The 17,606-nt window shown below is 64.4% G+C and carries 17 protein-coding genes, 1 tRNA gene and 1 other RNA gene; 13 read left to right on the top strand and 6 right to left on the bottom strand.

Features of this window, described 5'->3' with window-relative positions:
• Positions 1–7: 7 nt before the first annotated feature.
• Entirely contained in the window at positions 8–478 is a 471-nt protein-coding gene (gene nrdR / locus DEM26_RS00665; RefSeq protein WP_075774214.1) for a transcriptional regulator NrdR, read from the top strand.
• Entirely contained in the window at positions 475–1,578 is a 1,104-nt protein-coding gene (ribD, locus tag DEM26_RS00660) for a bifunctional diaminohydroxyphosphoribosylaminopyrimidine deaminase/5-amino-6-(5-phosphoribosylamino)uracil reductase RibD (protein WP_109171489.1), read from the top strand. The genes nrdR and ribD overlap by 4 nt, the downstream gene beginning before the upstream one ends.
• On the opposite strand, the gene DEM26_RS00655 is transcribed toward ribD, so the two are convergent.
• The 3 genes from DEM26_RS00655 to DEM26_RS00645 all read right to left on the bottom strand — a co-directional run bounded on the left by DEM26_RS00655 (position 1,548) and on the right by DEM26_RS00645 (position 6,056).
• A complete protein-coding gene (locus DEM26_RS00655) occupies positions 1,548–3,560 on the bottom strand; it encodes a capsular polysaccharide biosynthesis protein (protein ID WP_109171488.1) in 2,013 nt (670 codons plus the stop codon). The genes ribD and DEM26_RS00655 overlap by 31 nt on opposite strands.
• On the bottom strand, positions 3,560–4,690 hold the full coding sequence (locus DEM26_RS00650; RefSeq protein WP_369907702.1) for a polysaccharide biosynthesis/export family protein: 1,131 nt from the start codon (positions 4,688–4,690) through the stop codon (positions 3,560–3,562). The genes DEM26_RS00655 and DEM26_RS00650 overlap by 1 nt, the downstream gene beginning before the upstream one ends.
• Before the next feature lie 79 nt (positions 4,691–4,769).
• Entirely contained in the window at positions 4,770–6,056 is a 1,287-nt protein-coding gene (locus DEM26_RS00645; protein ID WP_109171487.1) for a capsule biosynthesis protein, read from the bottom strand.
• Positions 6,057–6,264: 208 nt separating this feature from the next.
• Here DEM26_RS00645 and DEM26_RS00640 point away from each other — a divergent pair, with 208 nt between their 5' ends.
• From DEM26_RS00640 to DEM26_RS00620, 5 genes are all read left to right on the top strand, one after another.
• Positions 6,265–6,888 (top strand): riboflavin synthase, encoded by a 624-nt coding sequence (locus DEM26_RS00640; RefSeq protein WP_075774219.1) that lies wholly within the window; start codon positions 6,265–6,267, stop codon positions 6,886–6,888.
• Entirely contained in the window at positions 6,885–8,042 is a 1,158-nt protein-coding gene (ribB, locus tag DEM26_RS00635; protein ID WP_075774220.1) for a 3,4-dihydroxy-2-butanone-4-phosphate synthase, read from the top strand. Before DEM26_RS00640 ends, ribB begins: the two co-directional genes overlap by 4 nt.
• 3 nt (positions 8,043–8,045) lie before the next feature.
• Entirely contained in the window at positions 8,046–8,591 is a 546-nt protein-coding gene (locus tag DEM26_RS00630) for a 6,7-dimethyl-8-ribityllumazine synthase (protein ID WP_109171486.1), read from the top strand.
• Positions 8,588–9,106: a transcription antitermination factor NusB gene (gene nusB / locus DEM26_RS00625; protein ID WP_075774222.1), complete on the top strand. Its 519-nt coding sequence runs from the start codon at positions 8,588–8,590 to the stop codon at positions 9,104–9,106. The genes DEM26_RS00630 and nusB overlap by 4 nt, the downstream gene beginning before the upstream one ends.
• 131 nt (positions 9,107–9,237) lie before the next feature.
• Complete coding sequence (locus DEM26_RS00620) at positions 9,238–9,582, top strand: hypothetical protein (protein ID WP_088719704.1); 345 nt, start codon at positions 9,238–9,240, stop codon at positions 9,580–9,582.
• A 77-nt stretch (positions 9,583–9,659) separates the two neighbouring features.
• On the opposite strand, the gene ssrS is transcribed toward DEM26_RS00620, so the two are convergent.
• Positions 9,660–9,814, bottom strand: a non-coding RNA gene (gene ssrS, locus DEM26_RS20955) — 6S RNA.
• A 166-nt stretch (positions 9,815–9,980) separates the two neighbouring features.
• On the opposite strand from ssrS, the gene DEM26_RS00615 reads away from it, so the two are divergent.
• Complete coding sequence (locus DEM26_RS00615; protein WP_075774342.1) at positions 9,981–10,439, top strand: MmcB family DNA repair protein; 459 nt, start codon at positions 9,981–9,983, stop codon at positions 10,437–10,439.
• A 9-nt stretch (positions 10,440–10,448) separates the two neighbouring features.
• On the opposite strand, the gene DEM26_RS00610 is transcribed toward DEM26_RS00615, so the two are convergent.
• Positions 10,449–10,664 (bottom strand): DUF6324 family protein, encoded by a 216-nt coding sequence (locus tag DEM26_RS00610; RefSeq protein ID WP_088719705.1) that lies wholly within the window; start codon positions 10,662–10,664, stop codon positions 10,449–10,451.
• Between the two features lie 130 nt (positions 10,665–10,794).
• On the opposite strand from DEM26_RS00610, the gene DEM26_RS00605 reads away from it, so the two are divergent.
• The 4 genes from DEM26_RS00605 to DEM26_RS00590 all read left to right on the top strand — a co-directional run bounded on the left by DEM26_RS00605 (position 10,795) and on the right by DEM26_RS00590 (position 15,480).
• Positions 10,795–10,871: transfer RNA gene (locus DEM26_RS00605), tRNA-His, on the top strand.
• Between the two features lie 98 nt (positions 10,872–10,969).
• Positions 10,970–11,533: a PAS domain-containing protein gene (locus DEM26_RS00600; RefSeq protein WP_109171485.1), complete on the top strand. Its 564-nt coding sequence runs from the start codon at positions 10,970–10,972 to the stop codon at positions 11,531–11,533.
• A gap of 166 nt (positions 11,534–11,699) precedes the next feature.
• Positions 11,700–15,116: a CheR family methyltransferase gene (locus tag DEM26_RS00595; protein WP_109171484.1), complete on the top strand. Its 3,417-nt coding sequence runs from the start codon at positions 11,700–11,702 to the stop codon at positions 15,114–15,116.
• On the top strand, positions 15,091–15,480 hold the full coding sequence (locus DEM26_RS00590) for a response regulator (RefSeq protein WP_075774227.1): 390 nt from the start codon (positions 15,091–15,093) through the stop codon (positions 15,478–15,480). The genes DEM26_RS00595 and DEM26_RS00590 overlap by 26 nt, the downstream gene beginning before the upstream one ends.
• On the opposite strand, the gene DEM26_RS00585 is transcribed toward DEM26_RS00590, so the two are convergent.
• Positions 15,464–16,360, bottom strand: coding sequence for a LysR substrate-binding domain-containing protein (locus DEM26_RS00585; protein WP_088719708.1), 897 nt, complete (start codon positions 16,358–16,360; stop codon positions 15,464–15,466). The genes DEM26_RS00590 and DEM26_RS00585 overlap by 17 nt on opposite strands.
• A 115-nt stretch (positions 16,361–16,475) precedes the next feature.
• Between DEM26_RS00585 and DEM26_RS00580 the strand changes: the two genes are divergently transcribed.
• Positions 16,476–17,540 (top strand): YeiH family protein, encoded by a 1,065-nt coding sequence (locus DEM26_RS00580; RefSeq protein WP_199224611.1) that lies wholly within the window; start codon positions 16,476–16,478, stop codon positions 17,538–17,540.
• Positions 17,541–17,606 lie beyond the last annotated feature (66 nt).

Below are 17,606 nucleotides of genomic sequence, written 5' to 3'. Positions count from 1 at the left end.
AAAGCGAATGCGCTGCCCATTTTGCGGAAATGTCGATACTCAGGTGAAGGATAGCCGCCCGGCGGAAGATCACGTCGCGATCCGGCGACGTCGGTTCTGCCCGGCCTGCGGCGGTCGGTTTACCACCTACGAACGCGTTCAGCTGCGCGATCTCGTGGTGATCAAGACCTCTGGCAAGCGTGAGGATTTTGACCGCGACAAGCTCGAACGCTCGATCCGGATCGCGATGCAGAAGCGCCCCGTCGAACCCGAGCGGATCGACCAGATGATCTCCGGGATTGTGCGGCGTCTGGAAAGCATGGGCGAGACCGACATCTCCTCGAAGGTGATCGGCGAGATCGTGATGGAGACGCTCGCGCGGATCGACACGGTCGGCTACGTCCGGTTCGCCAGCGTTTACAAGAACTTCCAGGAAGCGGACGATTTCGACAAGTTCGTCTCCGAATTGCGTCCGCCGGGGGCGGGCGACCCGGAGTGACCCAGAACGACCGGCGGTTCATGTCCATGGCCCTGACGCTCGCGCGCCGGGGCCTTGGCAATGTCTGGCCGAACCCGGCCGTAGGCTGCGTGATCGTGAAGGATGGCCGCGTCATAGGGCGCGGCTGGACCCAACCGGGCGGGCGGCCCCATGCGGAGGTGCGTGCGCTCGCGCAAGCGGGGGAGGCGGCGCGCGGCGCGACTGCCTATGTCACGCTGGAACCTTGCGCCCATTACGGAAAGACGCCGCCCTGCGCGCTGGCTCTGTCAGAGGCCGGCGTGGCGCGGGTCGTCTCGGCGATGGAAGACCCCGATCCGCGGGTCTCGGGCGGCGGCCATACGATGTTGCGCGACGCCGGAGTCGCAGTGGAGACCGGGCTCATGGAGGCGGAGGCGCGTGAGCTTCAGGCCGGCTTCCTGTCACGCGTCACGCGCGCCCGGCCGTGGCTCGCGCTCAAGCTCGCCAGCAGTTTCGACGGACGTATCGCCACCTCCACAGGTGAGAGCCAATGGATCACCGGGCCAGAATCGCGTGCGCTCGTCCATGCCATGCGCGCAGAATTCGATGCGGTCATGGTGGGCGGCGGCACCGCGCGGGCCGATGATCCGCTGCTGACCGTGCGCAGCTTCACGCCCTTGCGCCAGCCGCTGCGGATCGTGGCGTCTGCAAGGCTCAATCTCCCGCGCAATCGGCTTGCTGGGTCACTGGACGCCGCGCCGCTCTGGCTGATCCACGGAGGGGCGGCGCCCAAGGAGGCGAAAGCCTTCTGGCGCGAAGCGGGGGCGGAACTGATCGAAGTGGCCGAGACAGTTGGCGGCGGTCTCGATCCGCTGGCGCTGATGGAGGCTCTGGCCGGGTTCGGCCTGACCCGCGTGTTCTGCGAAGGCGGTGGGAAGTTCGCGGCCTCTTTGATCAATGCGGAGCTGGTGGACGAGTTGATCGGCTTCACGGCGGGCATGGTGCTGGGCGCGGATGGTCGCGCCGGGGTTGGCGATATGGGGGTGAGTGAGCTGGCTTGTGCACCGCGCTACCGGCTGGTCGAGAGCCGCCCGATTGGCGACGACCTGCTTCACCGCTGGCGGCGCCAGACCCACGCGTAGGACGCGAACACCCCCTGCAGCTTCGCGCCGATCCGGTTGAGCGGTCCACGGGGCAGGGCGCGGCCCTCGCTCAGGCGATCCAGAGCGACCTCGACCGGGCAGGGAAGGCCGCTGACCGGGTCGAGGTAGCGCGGATAGGCGATCAGCGCGGCATGGGCGAGGTGCAGCAGATCGGGGCGCGCCGTTCTGCGCGCGGGCACTGGCCCGAGATCGCGCGTCAGCCCCCACCCGGCATAGAAGGGCGCACCGAGCGTCGTGACGGCTTTGCCGCGCAGCAACGCCTCGAAGCCGAGACCGGAGGTCATGGTCCAGACCTCGTCCACCGCTTCGATCAGCGCGGCGGTGTCGGCGTCGGGCAGGATCAGGTCGGCGTAGGTCTTGGCGACATCGTCGGGTACCGCGCCGGGGCGGAGGCCAGCGACGACATCGGGATGAGGTTTGAAAAGGATGACTGAATGGGGTTTTTCGGCCCTGGTCCTCTCCAAAAGCATCGCATTTGTGCAAGTCTCCCCCCCGCCGAGTCGGATCGAGGCGTCGTCTTCGACTTGCCCCGGCACCAAGATTTTGTGGCCTTCTGGCAGATTGGGAAGCGCGCCGCCGAGATTGTATTTCGTCAGCTTGTTCGCGGTGATCCGGTCGATGAGCTTGCGCGCGCGGGCCTCGCCGCCCGGGGGCAGGGGGCGGGCGATCAACGCTTCCAGATCACTGGGCCGGGTCGGGTCGTAATAGATGCCGGTCCGATCCGCGATCAACGATAGCGGCGGCACGAGTTCTGCACCGAGGCCCCGCGAGCGGAGGAAGCCGTCTTCAACACGGATCGGTGTGCTGTTGGCAGGTGCCTCACGCGAAGCCCAATACAGAAAGGGACGCGCAGGGTCGGGCGTCTCGCTGAAGCGCAGCGGTCCGTGGCGGCCGAAAAATTTGCGCAGATGCGGACGTTTCCAGATCGACATGCCGCCCGCGACATAGCCCCGCCGATCCTCGCGATAGGCGCGGGTTTCGGCCTCGAGCTGATCCACCGCTTCCTCAAAGCTGCACTGGCGCTTGCGACAAGGATCGAACCAGATCGGCGCGAGGATATGCGACACTGCGAAGATTTGCGCGCGGGTCAGGCTACGCGACCGGCGCGGCACGGGGGTTTCGTCCTGCGTGAGGCCCCAGCTTGCGTAGAATGGTTGCCCGAAGACGCGGGGCTTGTGGCCTGCGAGGATCGCCTCGTAGCCCATCAGCGACGAGACGGTATAGACCGCGACGGCGCCCTCGAGTAGCTGCCAAGGGGATACGGGCGCGTCGTAAATCTCGGAATTCGCGTCGCAATCCTCCGGGCTGTAGTGGCCCGGGCGAAGGCCGGCGCGGGTTTCGGGGTGGGTCTTGATCAAGATGCGCGCGCCGGGGTTTTCGATCCGAGCATAGGCCAGCATCTCCCGAAATGTCGCCGCTGTCGCCCTGCCATGGGCGATCGAAGCATCGTTCCGCGTCTGGTCGATAACCAGAACGTAGCCCGGATCGGGGACGGGAAGGTCCGGGTCGAAATTGTTGTATTTCGACAGGTCTGAGGCCTTCAGCCGGGCGATCCCGTCGCGGGCCCGCTGCAAGATGGCACTATCGTCGAGCGGCTCGGTCGCAAGGAGATATTCGAGCCGCGAGGGCTGGGCGCTGTCGAAATGCACGCCCATCGGATCGAGGATCAGGCCCAAGGGCGGCGCGCCGGTCCGGCCCGGCTGGATCGAGCGCAGGAACGCATCCTCCACCCGGATCAGCGGCACACCGCGTTTTGCGGCCACCGCCTCTCCGCGCGCCGCATAGGGCGACCGGCCCCAGACGATCACGCCGTCTTCGGGGCCGGGGACGCCAAGGCGCGGGGCGTGGCCCGCCGCCCGCAAGATCTGGCGCAGGCGCGGCTGTCGCAGCACGCCGCCATTGTAGAAAAAAAGCCGCCGGGGGATCGTCCCGGCGGCCTCGTGTTCGCTGTCGCGGTGCATCAGTTCCCGGCAAGCGTGTTGAGCGTGTTCACCGTTCCCAGCGGCTGGGTAAGGGCCGAGAGCGTCTTCTGCCACTGCACGAAGGGCGCCTCGGTGACGTAGACTGTGTCTCCGTCGCGGATCGCGAAATCGCGCGCCATGAACATGCCGTTGGGCTGGGTCAGGTCGAGCACGTAGATCATGCGCTGATCGCCGACCAGATCGGAGCGCCCCAGAACCTTGTCCGCGATCTCGGCAGGCTCGTTGCGAAGGACGAAAACACCGGTCGGATCGGCGAGGTTCGACTGCAGCCCCCCCACGGTCGCGATCGCCTCGAGCGCCGAGAGGGTCTGGGTCTCGAAGGGGACGCGCGATTGCGTGCCTGTCGCGCCGAGCGCGGTGAAGGCGCGCTGGTCTTTCTCGACCAGAATCACGTCGCCATTGCGCAGCGCGATATCCATCTTCGGGTTCTCGTAGAGGTCCTTCAGCCAGACCGATTCCGAGCGGCTGCCCCGTTTGACGGTGACACGTGCGACTTCGGCGGGGATGCCGACACCACCGGCGCGCGCGATCATCGCCGAGAGCGTGCGCGTCGGCCGCTCGATCGGGTAGACGCCCTGACCGTTGATTGCGCCCATGACCGAAACGGTCGCCCCGTCACCCGCCACGCGGGACACCAGAACCTGCGGGTCCGGGGTCTGCGCATCGAGCTTGGTGGTGATGATGCGACGCAGCCCGTCGGGCGTGTTGCCCGCGGCCTTGATGCGGCCCGCATAGGGCACGAAGATGAAGCCCGCTCCGTCGACCTGCACCTGCTGCAGCTGGGTCGCGTTGGCGCCTTTGCTGGCCAGAAGCCCGTCATCGACGTTTTCCCAGATCGACAGCGAAAGCGTGTCGCCCGGGCGGATTGTATCGGAGCCGATCTGGCCCGCGTTGACGAAATCGGAGGTGAAGCCGAGAGCCGGCTGCACGGCGGTTGCGCGGGTGACGAAATCGTTCACCTTGACGACGAACGCGTCGCCCTGGCGCATCACGGAGCCTGCAAAGAGTTCGCGCTTGTTGGGGCCGGAGCGCGGAAGGCTACAAGATGCAGTCAAAAGAGTGGCGGAAAGGCCCGTCAAAACGGCCCTGCGGGAAGGGGTAATGGTCACTGCTCGAGCTCCTCGTTCGGGATGCTGCTTATCATTTTGTGATCAAGCTACCGAAGCCCCGGGAAAAAAACGAGAAAAATTATCGCACCACCTGCAACTGTTGCCGTGGGGCCGCGTTGCCCGCGACCAGCGCATCATAGGGATCTTCGACCGCCAGCATCATGTCGACCACCTGTCTCAGCAGGGCGCGGCGGCCTTTCGCAGAGTAGAACCCGCCCGGAACCTGGCTCGTTTCCAGCAGGTAGTGGCGGTAGTCGCGATAGGCGCGGCTGTCGGGGCGGGCCGGGCTTGCGAAGAAGGCTTCGAGCGGTTGGGCGGATGTGAATTCCGGCTTGTCGAAGATCGCTCGGCCCAGCGATTTCAGCGGCAGTCCACGCCACAGCGCCTGTTGCGCCGCGGTGGAATTGACCGTGACCGCAGAGCGCGCTTGCGCCAGCAGCCCCGCCAGCTTGCCGCCGCGCACGAAATGCACGCGCGACGCCAGCCCATGCGCGCGGGCCGCCTTGCGGATCGTGTCGCGGATCGGCGCGCGCCCGTCTTCGAGCGGATGGGCCTTGAAGACGAGATGATGGTGGGGCGGCGCGCCTTTCGCGAAATTCTCCATCACCAGATCGATGAACTCGGTCTGGCTCGCGAAGGGCGAATGCATCCGGAAGCTGGAATCGTGTTCGAGCTGCAGCAGCACCAGATGATAGGGAAAGCCGCCATGCCGGATGCGCCGCGTCGCGCGTCTGCGCTCCAGCATATGCAGCGGCATCAGCAGCAGGCGGCGCAGCCAGAGCCGGAATTCCTGAAACACGGTGATGTCGCGATGCGGGCGGAAACGGCGATAGGGGCCGGGGCGCAGCATCACGAAGAAATGGTAGAGCGCGCCGTAGAACACGTGGTGGCGCATATCGCCCCAGCGGGGCGGCGCGTCGGGAAACTCGATTTCGGACTGTGCGAGAGCGGTGCGCATCTGCGCCACCGACATCTCCATCAGCCGGGAATGTCCGTTCGAGCCGCCGCGCTCGTAAGTGACCCAGTAGGGGCGGACGTAGCCCTCTTCGAAGACATGCACGCACAGGCCCATAGCCTTCGCGACCTCGACGGCCTGCGCATGGATCGGGCGGGTGTCGCCATAGAGCACGAGATCGGTGATGCCTTTCTCGGCGATCAGGACGCGCAGGTAACCGACCCACTCCTCCGGCGGGGCGTCGAAGCGCAGATAGGAGGCGCTGTCGAACCAGAAAACTTCGTCCCCGCGATTAAACCCCACGCGCCAAACCGTCGCCCCCGCCTGCCGCAGCATCGCGCCAAGCTCATGAAAGAAGGGACCATGAGGCCCCTGCAGCATCAGGAAGTGGCGATTTTCGAAGCGGTTCATCCAGTCATGTGTCCTTGGCCTGCCTCCCTGATTGCGCAGGATCCGCGCGAAGTCACGGAGTTTGTGGGGTAATCCCTTAAATATTGGACAATTTTAGGGCAGGCGCTGTGCGGGGCTGCGCATAGCGTGACGGGACGACGGGGCGCTCATCTCTTGCGAAGGCGCGCCCTGCGGGCTAGCTAAGGTCCGAAATCTGAGGGGATATGCCATGTTCACCGGGATCGTGACCGATATCGGAGAAATTCTCGAGCTGGAGCAGCGCGGCGATCTGCGCGCGCGGATCGGCACAAGCTATGACGTGGGCAGCATCGAACTGGGCGCGTCGATCGCTTGCGACGGCTGCTGTCTGACCGTGATCGCCACCGGCACCGAGCCGAAAAACTGGTTCGACGTGGAGATCTCCGCCGAGAGCCAGGCCAAGACCAATATCGGCGGTCGCGGCAATGACGCCAGCGGCGGCTGGCAGGTCGGGCAGAAGATCAATCTCGAACGCGCGCTGAAAGTAGGCGACGAGCTGGGCGGTCATATCGTCTCGGGCCATGTCGATGGCGTGGCCGAGATCGTGGCGATGGTGGATGAGGGCGACAGTACGCGGTTTACCTTCCGCGCGCCTGACGCCCTCGCGAAATACATCGCGCCGAAAGGCTCGGTTGCGCTGAACGGTACCTCGCTCACCGTGAACGAGGTCGACGGCGCGACGTTCGGCGTGAACATCATCCCGCACACCAAACAGGTCACCAACTGGGGCCACGCCAAGGCAGGCGACCGGATCAATCTCGAGATCGACACGCTCGCGCGTTACGTCGCGCGGCTGCAGGAGTGGAACGCATGACCTCCGACGGAAAGCCCCTCACCCCGGTCGACAAGTCCGGCACCCATGACGTCCCCGGCGAGGTCGAGGAAAGCCTGCGCCACGCCATCTCGCCTGCCGAAGAGATCATCGCCGAGGCAAAGGCCGGGCGCATGGTGATCCTCGTCGATCACGAGGATCGCGAGAACGAGGGCGACCTCTATATCCCCGCCGAGAAGTGCACCCCCGAAGCGGTGAACTTCATGGCGACATACGGGCGCGGGCTGATCTGCCTGCCGCTCACTGCAGAGCGCGTCGACCAACTGGGCCTTGCGCCGATGGTGCGTGCCAATTCGATGCGCCATGAGACCGCCTTCACCGTTTCGATCGAGGCGCGCGAGAACATCACCACCGGGATTTCCGCCCATGACCGGGCGCAGACGATCAAGGTAGCGATCGATCCGAGCAAGGGGCCGCAGGATATCGCCTCGCCCGGCCACATCTTCCCGCTGCGCGCGCGCGACGGTGGTGTGCTGGTGCGCGCGGGCCATACCGAGGCTGCCGTGGATGTCGCCCGTCTGGCCGGGCTCAAACCCGCTGGCGTGATCTGCGAGATCATGGGTGATGACGGCCACATGCTGCGCCTGCCGGGGCTGATCGCCTTCGGCAAGAAACACGGGCTGAAGATCGGCACGATCAGTGACCTGATCGCCTATCGTCGCCGTCACGACAATCTCGTGCGCGAGGGCGTGCGCCAGATGGTAAGTTCCAGCCATGGCGGCGACTGGGAGATGCGCGTCTTCACGGATATGGCGGAAGGCGTCGACCACATCGTTCTGGTGAAGGGCGACATCTCGACGCCCGAGCCGGTTCTGGTGCGCACCCATTCGCTCAATATCCTCGATGATGTGCTGGGCATCGGTCCCGGTCCTGCCGACGAGGTGCGCCGCGCGATGGAGATCGTGGCTGCCGAAGGTCGCGGACTGGTCTGCCTCTTCCGCGACCCGTCGAACCGCCTCCTGCGCGAAGAGGATCAGGGGCCGCGCACGATCAAGCAGATCGGTCTGGGCTCGCAGATCCTGTCCTCCATGGGGCTTCACGACCTGATCCTTCTCACCGACAATCCGCAGACGAAATATGTAGGCATCGACGCATACGGCCTGCGTATCGTCGGCACCCGACCCATCACGGAGTAAGACATGGCCGGAATTTCGCATTATACGCTCGAGCTGCCGAAATTCGACAGCGCGCCGCGCCTGCTGATCGTGGTCGCGCCCTATTACAAGGATATCGCGGACAACCTGATCGCGGGCGCGAAGGCCACCGCCAAAGAAGCTGGCGCCCATGTCGACGTGATCGAAGTGCCGGGAGCCTTGGAAATTCCGACCGCGATCGCGATGGCAGCGCGGATGGCCGATTACGACGGCTTCGTCGCGCTTGGCTGCGTAATCCGGGGTGAGACCACCCATTACGAGACCGTCTGCAACGACAGCTCGCGCGGGCTGACCCTGATGGGGCTCGAGGGGATTTGCATCGGCAACGGTATCCTGACGGTCGAGAATTACGAGCAGGCCGCCGTGCGCGCCGATCCCGCCGATCAAAACAAAGGTGGCGGCGCGGCTGCTGCGGCCTTGCATCTTGTCTCATTGTCGCGCAAATGGGCGCGCCGGACGAAGGGCATCGGCTTCAAGCCTGCCGAATCCTTCCGTATCGCCGGCGACACTGACGGATCGAATAACGCATGACCGACGACGCCTCCTCCGACGCGCCCCAAGACGCCCCGAAACCGCGCAAGCTCACTCAAGAGGAGAAGCGCCAGATGAAATCCGCCTCGCGTCTTTACGCGGTTCAGGCGCTGTTTCAGATGGAAGCGGCCGGGCAGGGCGCGGACAAGGTGCGCCGGGAGTTCGAGACCTATCGCTTCGGTGCGGTGGACGAGGACGGTACCGAGATGGCCGAGGGCAATCCCGACCTGTTCCGTCGCCTGATCGACGATGCGGTGACGTGGCAGGCGAAGATTGACCAAGCGACCGACCGCGCGCTCGTGGCGAAATGGCCGATCGACCGGATCGACCCGGTGCTGCGCGCCCTGTTCCGCGCCGCCGGGGCCGAGCTGATCACCCCCGCGACGCCGCCGCGCGTCGTCATCACTGAGTTCGTCGATGTGGCGCGCGCCTTCTTCCCCGAGGGCAAAGAGCCGAAATTCGTCAACGCGGTGCTCGATCACATGGCGCGCGCGCTGCAGCCCGACGCGTTCTGAGCGAACGCACCCCGCCCCTTCGCGACACCATGTCACGGGCAAACCCCCGCCGATCTCGCCGTCACGGCATGTTTCCCCGTTTGAAACTTGGGAATATGCACTAAATTGTGAGGTAAGCAGGAGGATTTTTCATGCCCGAACTGGTCCGGCTTTACATCAAGAACGTCGTCATCGGCTTCTTCATCGCGCTCGCCTTCGTTGGCCTGCTTCTCGGCTTCAACGTCGGCAATCTGCGTCACCTGATTTTCACCTCGGATGTCGGTTACATCGCGATGGCGCTGCTGATCGTCTTCAACACGGTCGTCTTCTCCGGTGTGCAATTCGCGATCGCCGTGATGCGCATGGCCGAGGATGAGGACAGTTCCGGCGGCGGTAAGCGTGACGGTATCCCCACCGATATGGCCGCCGAGCAACTGGCGATCCCGGTGCCCGTCGATACGCCCAAGTCGCGCCGGCAGATGCAGCTGCGTCGCTGAACCTGCCCACGTCCCAAGACGACAAAAGCCCCGACCGATCCGGCGGGGCTTTTTGCTATCTGGCGGGAAGCGAAGTGACGGAAACCGCAGCAGACGTGTAGACGAGAGTTCCCGGAGACCTGAAAAGTCAGGTGGGCGCCAGATACCGAGGCCAGGACCCCGGCAGAGCCAGCTCCCTCAGGAATGGTATAGGCCACTGGAAAAGGGTCTTTCACGGAAAGAGCAGTAACCGTCAGACCCCGAGATAGGGGCGAAAACGCGTTCCGACAAGGGGGCGAATTCAACGAGGTGAACGACGCATGGCGACGACTGCGTCTCATGGGCGGAATTGCCTGCAGGGTCAGGGCGCGCCGCAGCGGCGGCTGGACATTTGTTCATACTTCGTTCATGGTTTCCGCATGACACAAATTCCGCTTTCCGATCTGCAGCCGGGGCAGGTGCTTGCGCGCGGGACGGCCCGGGCGCTGTCCGAGCTTGGCCTCGACAGCGTGCCGGAGATGGTGCTGCGCCCGCGGCTGCGCGCCGATCTGATGGCAATCGACCGGAAAGGAGAGATCTGGATCGTGGAGTGCAAGTCGAGTCGCGCCGATTTCACTTCGGACCGGAAATGGGACGGCTATCTCGAATGGTGCGACCGCTACTTCTGGGCAGTGGACCAGGATTTCCCGACCGATCTGCTGCCCGAGGGAACCGGACTGTTCATCGCGGATGGCTACGGTGCCGAGATGATCCGCGAGGCGCCACTCTCCAAGCTCGCGCCAGCGCGGCGCAAGGCGCTGACGCTCGATTTCGCGCGCGCGGCGGCGCGGCGGTTGCAGAGGCTGTACGATCCGGGCGCGAATCCGCCCGGAGTCTGACGCCCGGGCTCAGCGCTTCTTGCCTTTGCCCTTGCCGCCCTTGCTCATCTCGCGCGCGGCTTCGGCAGCGGCTTGCAGTTCTTCGGCGATCTCCATCGCCTCGTCGGGATCGAAATCGAGCGGCAGCTCTATGCCTTCGCCCTCGACATAGATCCGCACCATCCCGAGCGAGGTCGGGCCGATTTGCAGATTCGCGGAGATGTCGCTTTCCTTGTCGATGCTCATCGAAAACTCCTGAGAGGTTGGATGGAAAATGCACCTAACCCCCGCGACGTGCGCAGGCAAGACTTGGTGCGAATTTCTCGTCATCGGACACTTGCATTCCGCGCGAGAGGGGGCTAAATCCCGCGCCAGTGCCGCCTTAGCTCAGTTGGTTAGAGCGCTGGATTGTGGATCCAGAGGTCCCCCGTTCAAGCCGGGGAGGCGGTACCATCCTCCCCTGAAAACCGTTATAGATGATATTTCGCCTCATGCGCTGGACTTTTCCGCGCAGTGATCAATCTTGTCTCCTCGAACAATGCGGAGGCTGAATGCCCGTCTATACTGAATACGAATTGCCGGACACGCTCGTCAGCTATTGCGACAAGTCGAATGTCGCGCTGACCATCGCCGCCGTCGATCGTGAGGACGTGCCGCTTGTCTACGTGAATCAGGCGTTTCTCAATCTGACCGGGTATTCCGCTGATGAGGTTTTGGGGCAGAACTGCCGCTTCCTGCAGGCAGGCGCCGCGACCGAAGAAGAACGCGCCGCGATGCGGGAGTTCATCGACGACGAGGAGATTTCCGCGGGTCGCTTTCGCGTTACCAACAGCCGCGCGAATGGCGAGACTTTCGAGAATTTCGTCTTCATGACGCGGTTGCGCAAACCCGATGGCGAAACGCGGTTGATTCTCGGGTCGCAGTTCGACCTGACCTCCGCCGCCGAACGTCAGAACGTGAAGGCTGATCTTGCGGCGAATGACTCGAGCCTGCTGCGCAATGCCGACGATCTTGCCGCGATCTCGCGCGGGTTTGGCCTGGCGATGATCGGCTCCGCCAAGGTCCTGTCGGAGAGTCTTTCAACCATGGCTACGATCATCTACCGTGAGGGCTGAGAATGGCTGCGGCCACGGTTATGTGTTCGACACTATGTCAAATGTTATTGCAGGGTTCTGAGACCAGTGACACCGATCTGCGGATGAACTGCAAAGATAACTATAGAGAAGGGCGCGCGGGCCGCGTCCTTTTGATCGCGCGCTGCGCGGATCGGCGGGCCATAAGGTGACCGACACCCCCGAGGATCTATATGTTGTCGGCATCGGCGCCTCCGCCGGTGGGCTTGAAGCGCTTCGCGATCTGCTGGAGCCTGCGCGTTCGGACGACCCGAGCGCCTATGTCGTCGTCCAACACCTCGATCCGAACCACGAATCCCTGCTGGCCGAGTTGCTCGGCCGGTCGACCTCGCTGGAAGTGCTACAGGCCGAAGATGGCGCCAAGCTGGAGGCTGGGCACGTCTACACGATCCCACCGGGCTATGGGCTGGAGGTAGAGAACGGCCATCTGAAGCTTTCGGAATTCGCCCAGCCGCGCGGTCTGCGCCGACCGATCGACGATTTCTTCGTGTCGCTGGGGCAGGATCTCGGGCGTCGGGCAGTCTGCGTGATCCTGTCGGGGACGGGCACGGATGGCTCGGTTGGGTTGCGCGCGGTCAAGGAACACGGCGGGTTCTGCATCGCGCAGGATGCCACGGCGCGCTACGACTCGATGCCCAATTCGGCTGTCGCGACCGGGATGGTCGACGTGGTCAGCGCGCCTGCCGATGTGATCGCGCGTATCACCGAATTCCGCAATGTCGATCCCGAGCAGGTCAATACCGCGCCGCCGGTTTCAGGCACGCTGGACGAGATCTGCTCTGCGCTGAATCGCCTGACGGGGCATGATTTCTCGCAGTATAAACGCTCGACGCTCGAGCGCAGGATCCAGCGCCGGATGCAGGTCGTGGGCATTCTTCATCCGCGCGAATATCTCGAACGGCTCGAACGAGAGGAAGACGAGCCCCTGGCACTGCTCGGCGATCTTCTGATCAACGTCACCCGCTTCTTCCGCGACAGCGAGCATTTCGAGGCGCTCAACGAGGCAGCCATCAAGCCGATGGTCGAGAAGGCCGAGGATGGCGGCGCGCTGCGCATCTGGGTGCCCGGCTGTTCGAGCGGCGAAGAGGCTTACACGCTGGCGATGCTCATCGATCGCGCGATCCATGCGAGCGGCAAGGAAATCGATTTCCAGATCTTCGCTACCGATATCGACGAACGGATGCTCGCGATCGCACGCGAGGGACGTTATCCGGTCTCGGTTCTGCTCGATCTGCCGGAAATGTATCGCGACACCTATACGGTCGGACGCGATGGCAATTTCCAGATCACCGTCGCGCTGCGCGACCGGGTGCGCTTCTCGCCACATTCGCTGATCAAGGATCCGCCATTTTCGCGTCTCGACATGGTCTCCTGCCGCAACTTGCTGATCTATTTCGGTGACAAGCTGCAGGCGCGGGCGCTGCCGATCTTCCATTACGCGCTCAACCCGGGCGGCGTTCTCTTCCTCGGCCCATCCGAGACGATCGGGCGGCACGAGGAGCTGTTCGAGCCGATCGACGGGGCGATGCGCATCTTCCGGAGCATTGGACCACGGTCACCTTACCCGACCGAACTGCCTATGCGCTCCGACCCTCATACGCGGCTTGCTCCGCTTCGACCAAAAACGACTGATAGAAGACCCAGAGACTGGAACACGACCTTGGCCAGCAATCGTATCCTCGATCTTTATGCGCCCGCGACGCTGAATGTCGATCGCGATGGAGCGATCCTCGCCGCCACCGGGCGCTTGGGCAAGTATCTCGAGATCGATCCGTCCGAGACCGGGCAGGGCTATGCGCAATCGCTCGCACGGGCGGGGCTGCGCGAGGCGCTTTCCGCCGTCATCCACGAGTCGGCTGAACTCGGGACGCGCAAGATCGTCCGCGACGTCGAAGTGATCTCGGAAACCGGGCGGCAGCGCGTCGACGTGCTCGCCGATCCGCTCTCGGACGACACGCTGCTGATCGTGTTCCGCGACCGTGGCCCGTTCGAGGCGCTCGACGAATACGATTTCGACGAGATCGCGCCCTCCGAGAGCCATGTGCAGGTCTTGGAAGCGGAGCTGCGCGCCACCCGCAACCGCCTGCGCACCACCGTCGAAGAGTTGGAAACCGCTAACGAAGAGCTCAAATCCTCCAACGAGGAAATGATGTCGATGAACGAGGAGTTGCAATCGACCAACGAAGAGCTCGCGACGGTCAATGACGAGCTGAAGACCAAGGTCGAGGAGCTTTCGACCGCGAATGCCGACCTGCGCAATATCTTCGATTCCAAGCTTCATGCGCTGGTGACGGTTGATCGCAAGCTACGCCTGCGCAACTTCACCGACGGCGCGAGCGAGATGATCCGCCTGCGCGGCAGCGATCGTGGCCGACCGCTCGGCGACATCAAGAACATGCTCGACACGCCGGAAGTCATGATCGAGTTGATCGATGCGGTGCTCGAGGGCGAGCTGCCGCGGCCCTGTCGGGTCAAATCCACCGAGCTCGACAAGGTCTGGTCGCTTGCCGCCACGCCTTATCTGAATGCGCGCGGCAATGTTGAAGGCGCGACGCTCGTCTTCACCGACATCACCGAGGCGCTGCGTCTCGAGACCGAACTCACGCAGAAGGGCGAACGGCTCCAACTCGCGCTGGAAATCGCACAGATCGGCATCTGGTCGATCATCGAGCCTAGCGGCGAGGTGGAGGTCGACGAGGCTGTCGCCGCATTCTTCGAACTCGAGGCTGCGGGCACCTATCCGCTCGAGCGGTTCTTCGAACGCGTGGCCGAGCATGACCGGGACGCCGTAGAACAGGCGGTGCGCGAAGCGCGCGAGAAGGGCGTCGATATGGAGGTCGACCACGAGCTCGACCTTCCCTCCGGGACGAAGCGCCACCTGCGCGCGACTGGCCGGATGATGGGCGAAGGCAAGGAAAGCCGTCTGTTGGGCCTCAGCGTCGATATCACCGCCGATGAAGAGGCCGCGCAGATGCGCGAATTGATGCTGCGCGAGATGAACCACCGGGTGAAGAACCTGTTTTCCATCGTTTCGGGCATGCTGCGCATCGCGGGACGTACCGCCTCGAGCCCGCGCGAGCTGGTCGATGACGTCGGTCAGCGGATCAACGCGCTCGCGCGCTCGCACGATCTGGCGCGCACCCGGACGAGCGGCGCGGCTATTCCGCTCCGCGAGGTTATCGAGACGACCCTCGCGCCGTATGACGATCCCTCGAAGTTCCTGATCGATGGGCCGGAGGTCGATGTTCCGACGCATCACCTGACCGCACTTGCGTTGATTTTCCACGAATGGAGCACCAATGCCGCGAAATACGGGGTATTGGGGCCACGCGAGGGCGATCTCGAGATCACTTGGTCGAAGGAAAACGACGACACTGTGATACTTTCGTGGAACGAGCGCTACCGTGAGGCGTTGCAGCTCGACACGAACAAACAGGGCTTCGGCTCGACGTTGGTCGATATTTCCGCCAGCCAGATTTCGGCGCGGGTCGACACGCGTCAGACGCCGGAAAGCCGTTGCAACAGGATTATCTTCGCACATGAAATCGACGGCGACGCTGACTGAGAAAGCACCGAGCGAGGTGCTCCTTGTCGAAGATGAAGCCGTCGTCGCGCTTGATCTTCAATTCATGCTGGAAGATCTCGGGATGGAGGTCTGGGGACCCTGCGCCACGGTTCGCGCGGGTCTGGACTTGGTCCGCGAGCGTCTGCCCGGTGCCGCGATCCTCGACGTGATGCTGGCCGATGGTGAGGTCTACGAACTCGCCGACCGGCTCCACGAGGCGGGGGTACCGCTCCTGTTCCATTCCGGACATGCGGAGGCCTCTCAGCTGCGCGAGCGCTACCCCGGTGCCGCGGTCTGCCCGAAGCCCGCTATGCCGTCCGAGATCGAAGCGAAGCTCGCGAAATGGTTCATTCCATCTGATTGAATTCGTCCAACTGCGACTGATCGATCCGCGCCAGAAGATCGCCCGCGGCGTGGCTGACATGGTGGTCGCGGTGGCGTAGCGCGTAGAAGGGCCGCGGGGCAAGTTGCAGCTCCCAATCTCTGACCGTGCCGAGGCTCAGCGCCCGCGCGACGACATGGGCCGAGAGAATGGTGATCCCGGCCCCCGCCTCGACCGCGCTCAGCACCGCCTCGTTCGATGGCAAAACCAGCGCGGCCGAGAGCGCACCGGGCGCGACGCCCAGGTCGGCGAGGGCGGCTTCGGCGGTGGAGCGCGTGCCCGAGCCGGGTTCGCGCAGAACCCAGTTCGCTTCGCTCAACGCGCGCGCATCCAGTTTGCCGGGCGGCGGGGCCGCACTGACCAATATCAGCTGATCCGCGCCGATCTGAACGCGCTCCAGCTTCGCATCCTCGACATCGCCTTCGACCAGCGCGAGATCGTGCAGGCCCGCGCGCAGCCGGTCCGCGGCTTCCTGTGTATTGCCGATTTCCAGCGTCACCTCGATCCCCGGGCGCGCCTGCCGGAAGGCGGCAAGATATGGCGGCAGCCAATAGCCCGCGATGGTCTGACTGGCGACTAGACGGATATGCCCTCGTTCGAGCCCGCGGGTCTCGGCGAGCATCGCCTCCGCCTCGGCGAGCCGTGCCAGCACCGCGCGCGCCTCGGGCAGAAAGGCGCGACCTTCCTCGGTCAGAGAAATTCCCCGCCCAATCCGGTCGAACAGGGCGATCTGATGACGCGACTCCAGGGCCGCGATGGCGGCGGAGGCGGTGGATTGCGTCATGTTCAGCCGCGCCGCGGCGCGGGTCATGTGCTGCTCTTCCGCGACCGCGACAAATACGCGGAGCTGTTCAGGCGTCATTCCTGTGTCCCTTTAATTAATCGATTTAACCGATCATATCGACAAAAACATTTTGTTTGAAGAATGAATTTTGGCGGGCAAATACGGGGTACGTGCTGAGCCCGAGGAGACCGTCTTGCCGCTTCATTCGATCCTGCCCTGCCGTTTCGCCCGTCCGCAGCTCGCGCTTCGCGCTTACGCTCCTGGGGTCGGGTTGAGCATCGGCGTCGCCGCGCTCGCGGCGTTGGGCGGTATGGCAGAGCACGCGCTGTTCGGGGCGGAATGGCTGGAGCCGTTGGTGCTGGCGATCCTGATCGGGGCGGTGGTGCGCTCCCTCTGGGCTCCGCCTGCACGTTTCGAGGCCGGTATCCGCTTCTCGGCCAAGACGGTGCTGGAGATCGCGATCGTGCTGCTCGGCGCCTCGGTGAGCGCACAGACCCTGTTGTCGGTCGGTCCGGGCTTGCTGGCCGGGATTGTCGCCGTGGTCGCGCTCATGGTGCCCACCGCATATCTGCTGGGGCGGGCCTTGCGCCTGCCGGCCCGGATGGCATTGCTGATCGCCTGCGGCAACGGTATCTGCGGCAATTCCGCCATCGCCGCCGTCGCCCCGGTGATCGACGCAGACAGCGACGATGTCAGTGCCGCGATCGCGTTCACCGCCGTGCTCGGCGTGGCGGTGGTTCTGTTGCTGCCGGTCGTCGGCCATGTGGCGGGAATGAGCGTCAACGGTTACGGGATCCTGTCGGGGATCACCGTCTATGCGGTGCCGCAAGTTCTGGCTGCAGCGGCGCCGATGGGGGCCGGGGCGATCCAGCTCGGCACGCTGGTGAAGCTGGTGCGGGTCCTGATGCTGGGGCCGATCACCGTGGTACTGTCGTTCCTCGCGCCGCACCTGCCGGCGGATGGACGCACTGCCGCACCGGAAGGGCGTGTGCGGCGTGGACTCATGCCGCCGCTTTTCATCCTCGGGTTTCTCGGGATGATCGTGCTGCGCTCTGCCGGGGCGCTGCCGGAAGTCGCGCTGGCGCCGATGGGGCAGGGGGCGTCGATCCTGACGGTGATCGCGATGGCAGCGCTGGGGCTTGGCGTCGATGCTCGGGCGGTGGCAGCCGCCGGGCCGCGCGTGATCGCGACGGTGACGCTGTCGCTGGTGATGCTCGTGGCGGCTGGTCTCGGCCTTGTGAGCTTGCTCGCCGCCTGAGCTCTCGCGCTGGATGTACGGCCAGATCGCTCCGTTTCGCAATTTCGCACGGCTCCCTGTGCAGGG

It is taken from the genome of Thioclava sp. NG1 (genome assembly GCF_003122275.1).
Taxonomy (GTDB): domain Bacteria; phylum Pseudomonadota; class Alphaproteobacteria; order Rhodobacterales; family Rhodobacteraceae; genus Thioclava; species Thioclava nitratireducens.
The sequence above is the reverse complement of the archived record's forward strand: the minus strand, read 5'-3'. Positions and strand labels throughout refer to the sequence as shown.

Excerpts from the sequence above, each read along its gene's own strand:
- nrdR (WP_075774214.1), top strand. The coding sequence starts at position 8 with ATGCGCTGCCCATTTTGCGGAAATGTCGATACTCAGGTGAAGGATAGC.
- DEM26_RS00655 (WP_109171488.1), bottom strand. The coding sequence starts at position 3,560 with ATGCACCGCGACAGCGAACACGAGGCCGCCGGGACGATCCCCCGGCGG.
- DEM26_RS00645 (WP_109171487.1), bottom strand. The coding sequence starts at position 6,056 with ATGAACCGCTTCGAAAATCGCCACTTCCTGATGCTGCAGGGGCCTCAT.
- DEM26_RS00640 (WP_075774219.1), top strand. The coding sequence starts at position 6,265 with ATGTTCACCGGGATCGTGACCGATATCGGAGAAATTCTCGAGCTGGAG.
- ribB (WP_075774220.1), top strand. The coding sequence starts at position 6,885 with ATGACCTCCGACGGAAAGCCCCTCACCCCGGTCGACAAGTCCGGCACC.
- DEM26_RS00630 (WP_109171486.1), top strand. The coding sequence starts at position 8,046 with ATGGCCGGAATTTCGCATTATACGCTCGAGCTGCCGAAATTCGACAGC.
- nusB (WP_075774222.1), top strand. The coding sequence starts at position 8,588 with ATGACCGACGACGCCTCCTCCGACGCGCCCCAAGACGCCCCGAAACCG.
- DEM26_RS00620 (WP_088719704.1), top strand. The coding sequence starts at position 9,238 with ATGCCCGAACTGGTCCGGCTTTACATCAAGAACGTCGTCATCGGCTTC.
- DEM26_RS00615 (WP_075774342.1), top strand. The coding sequence starts at position 9,981 with ATGACACAAATTCCGCTTTCCGATCTGCAGCCGGGGCAGGTGCTTGCG.
- DEM26_RS00610 (WP_088719705.1), bottom strand. The coding sequence starts at position 10,664 with ATGAGCATCGACAAGGAAAGCGACATCTCCGCGAATCTGCAAATCGGC.
- DEM26_RS00600 (WP_109171485.1), top strand. The coding sequence starts at position 10,970 with ATGCCCGTCTATACTGAATACGAATTGCCGGACACGCTCGTCAGCTAT.
- DEM26_RS00590 (WP_075774227.1), top strand. The coding sequence starts at position 15,091 with ATGAAATCGACGGCGACGCTGACTGAGAAAGCACCGAGCGAGGTGCTC.
- DEM26_RS00585 (WP_088719708.1), bottom strand. The coding sequence starts at position 16,360 with ATGACGCCTGAACAGCTCCGCGTATTTGTCGCGGTCGCGGAAGAGCAG.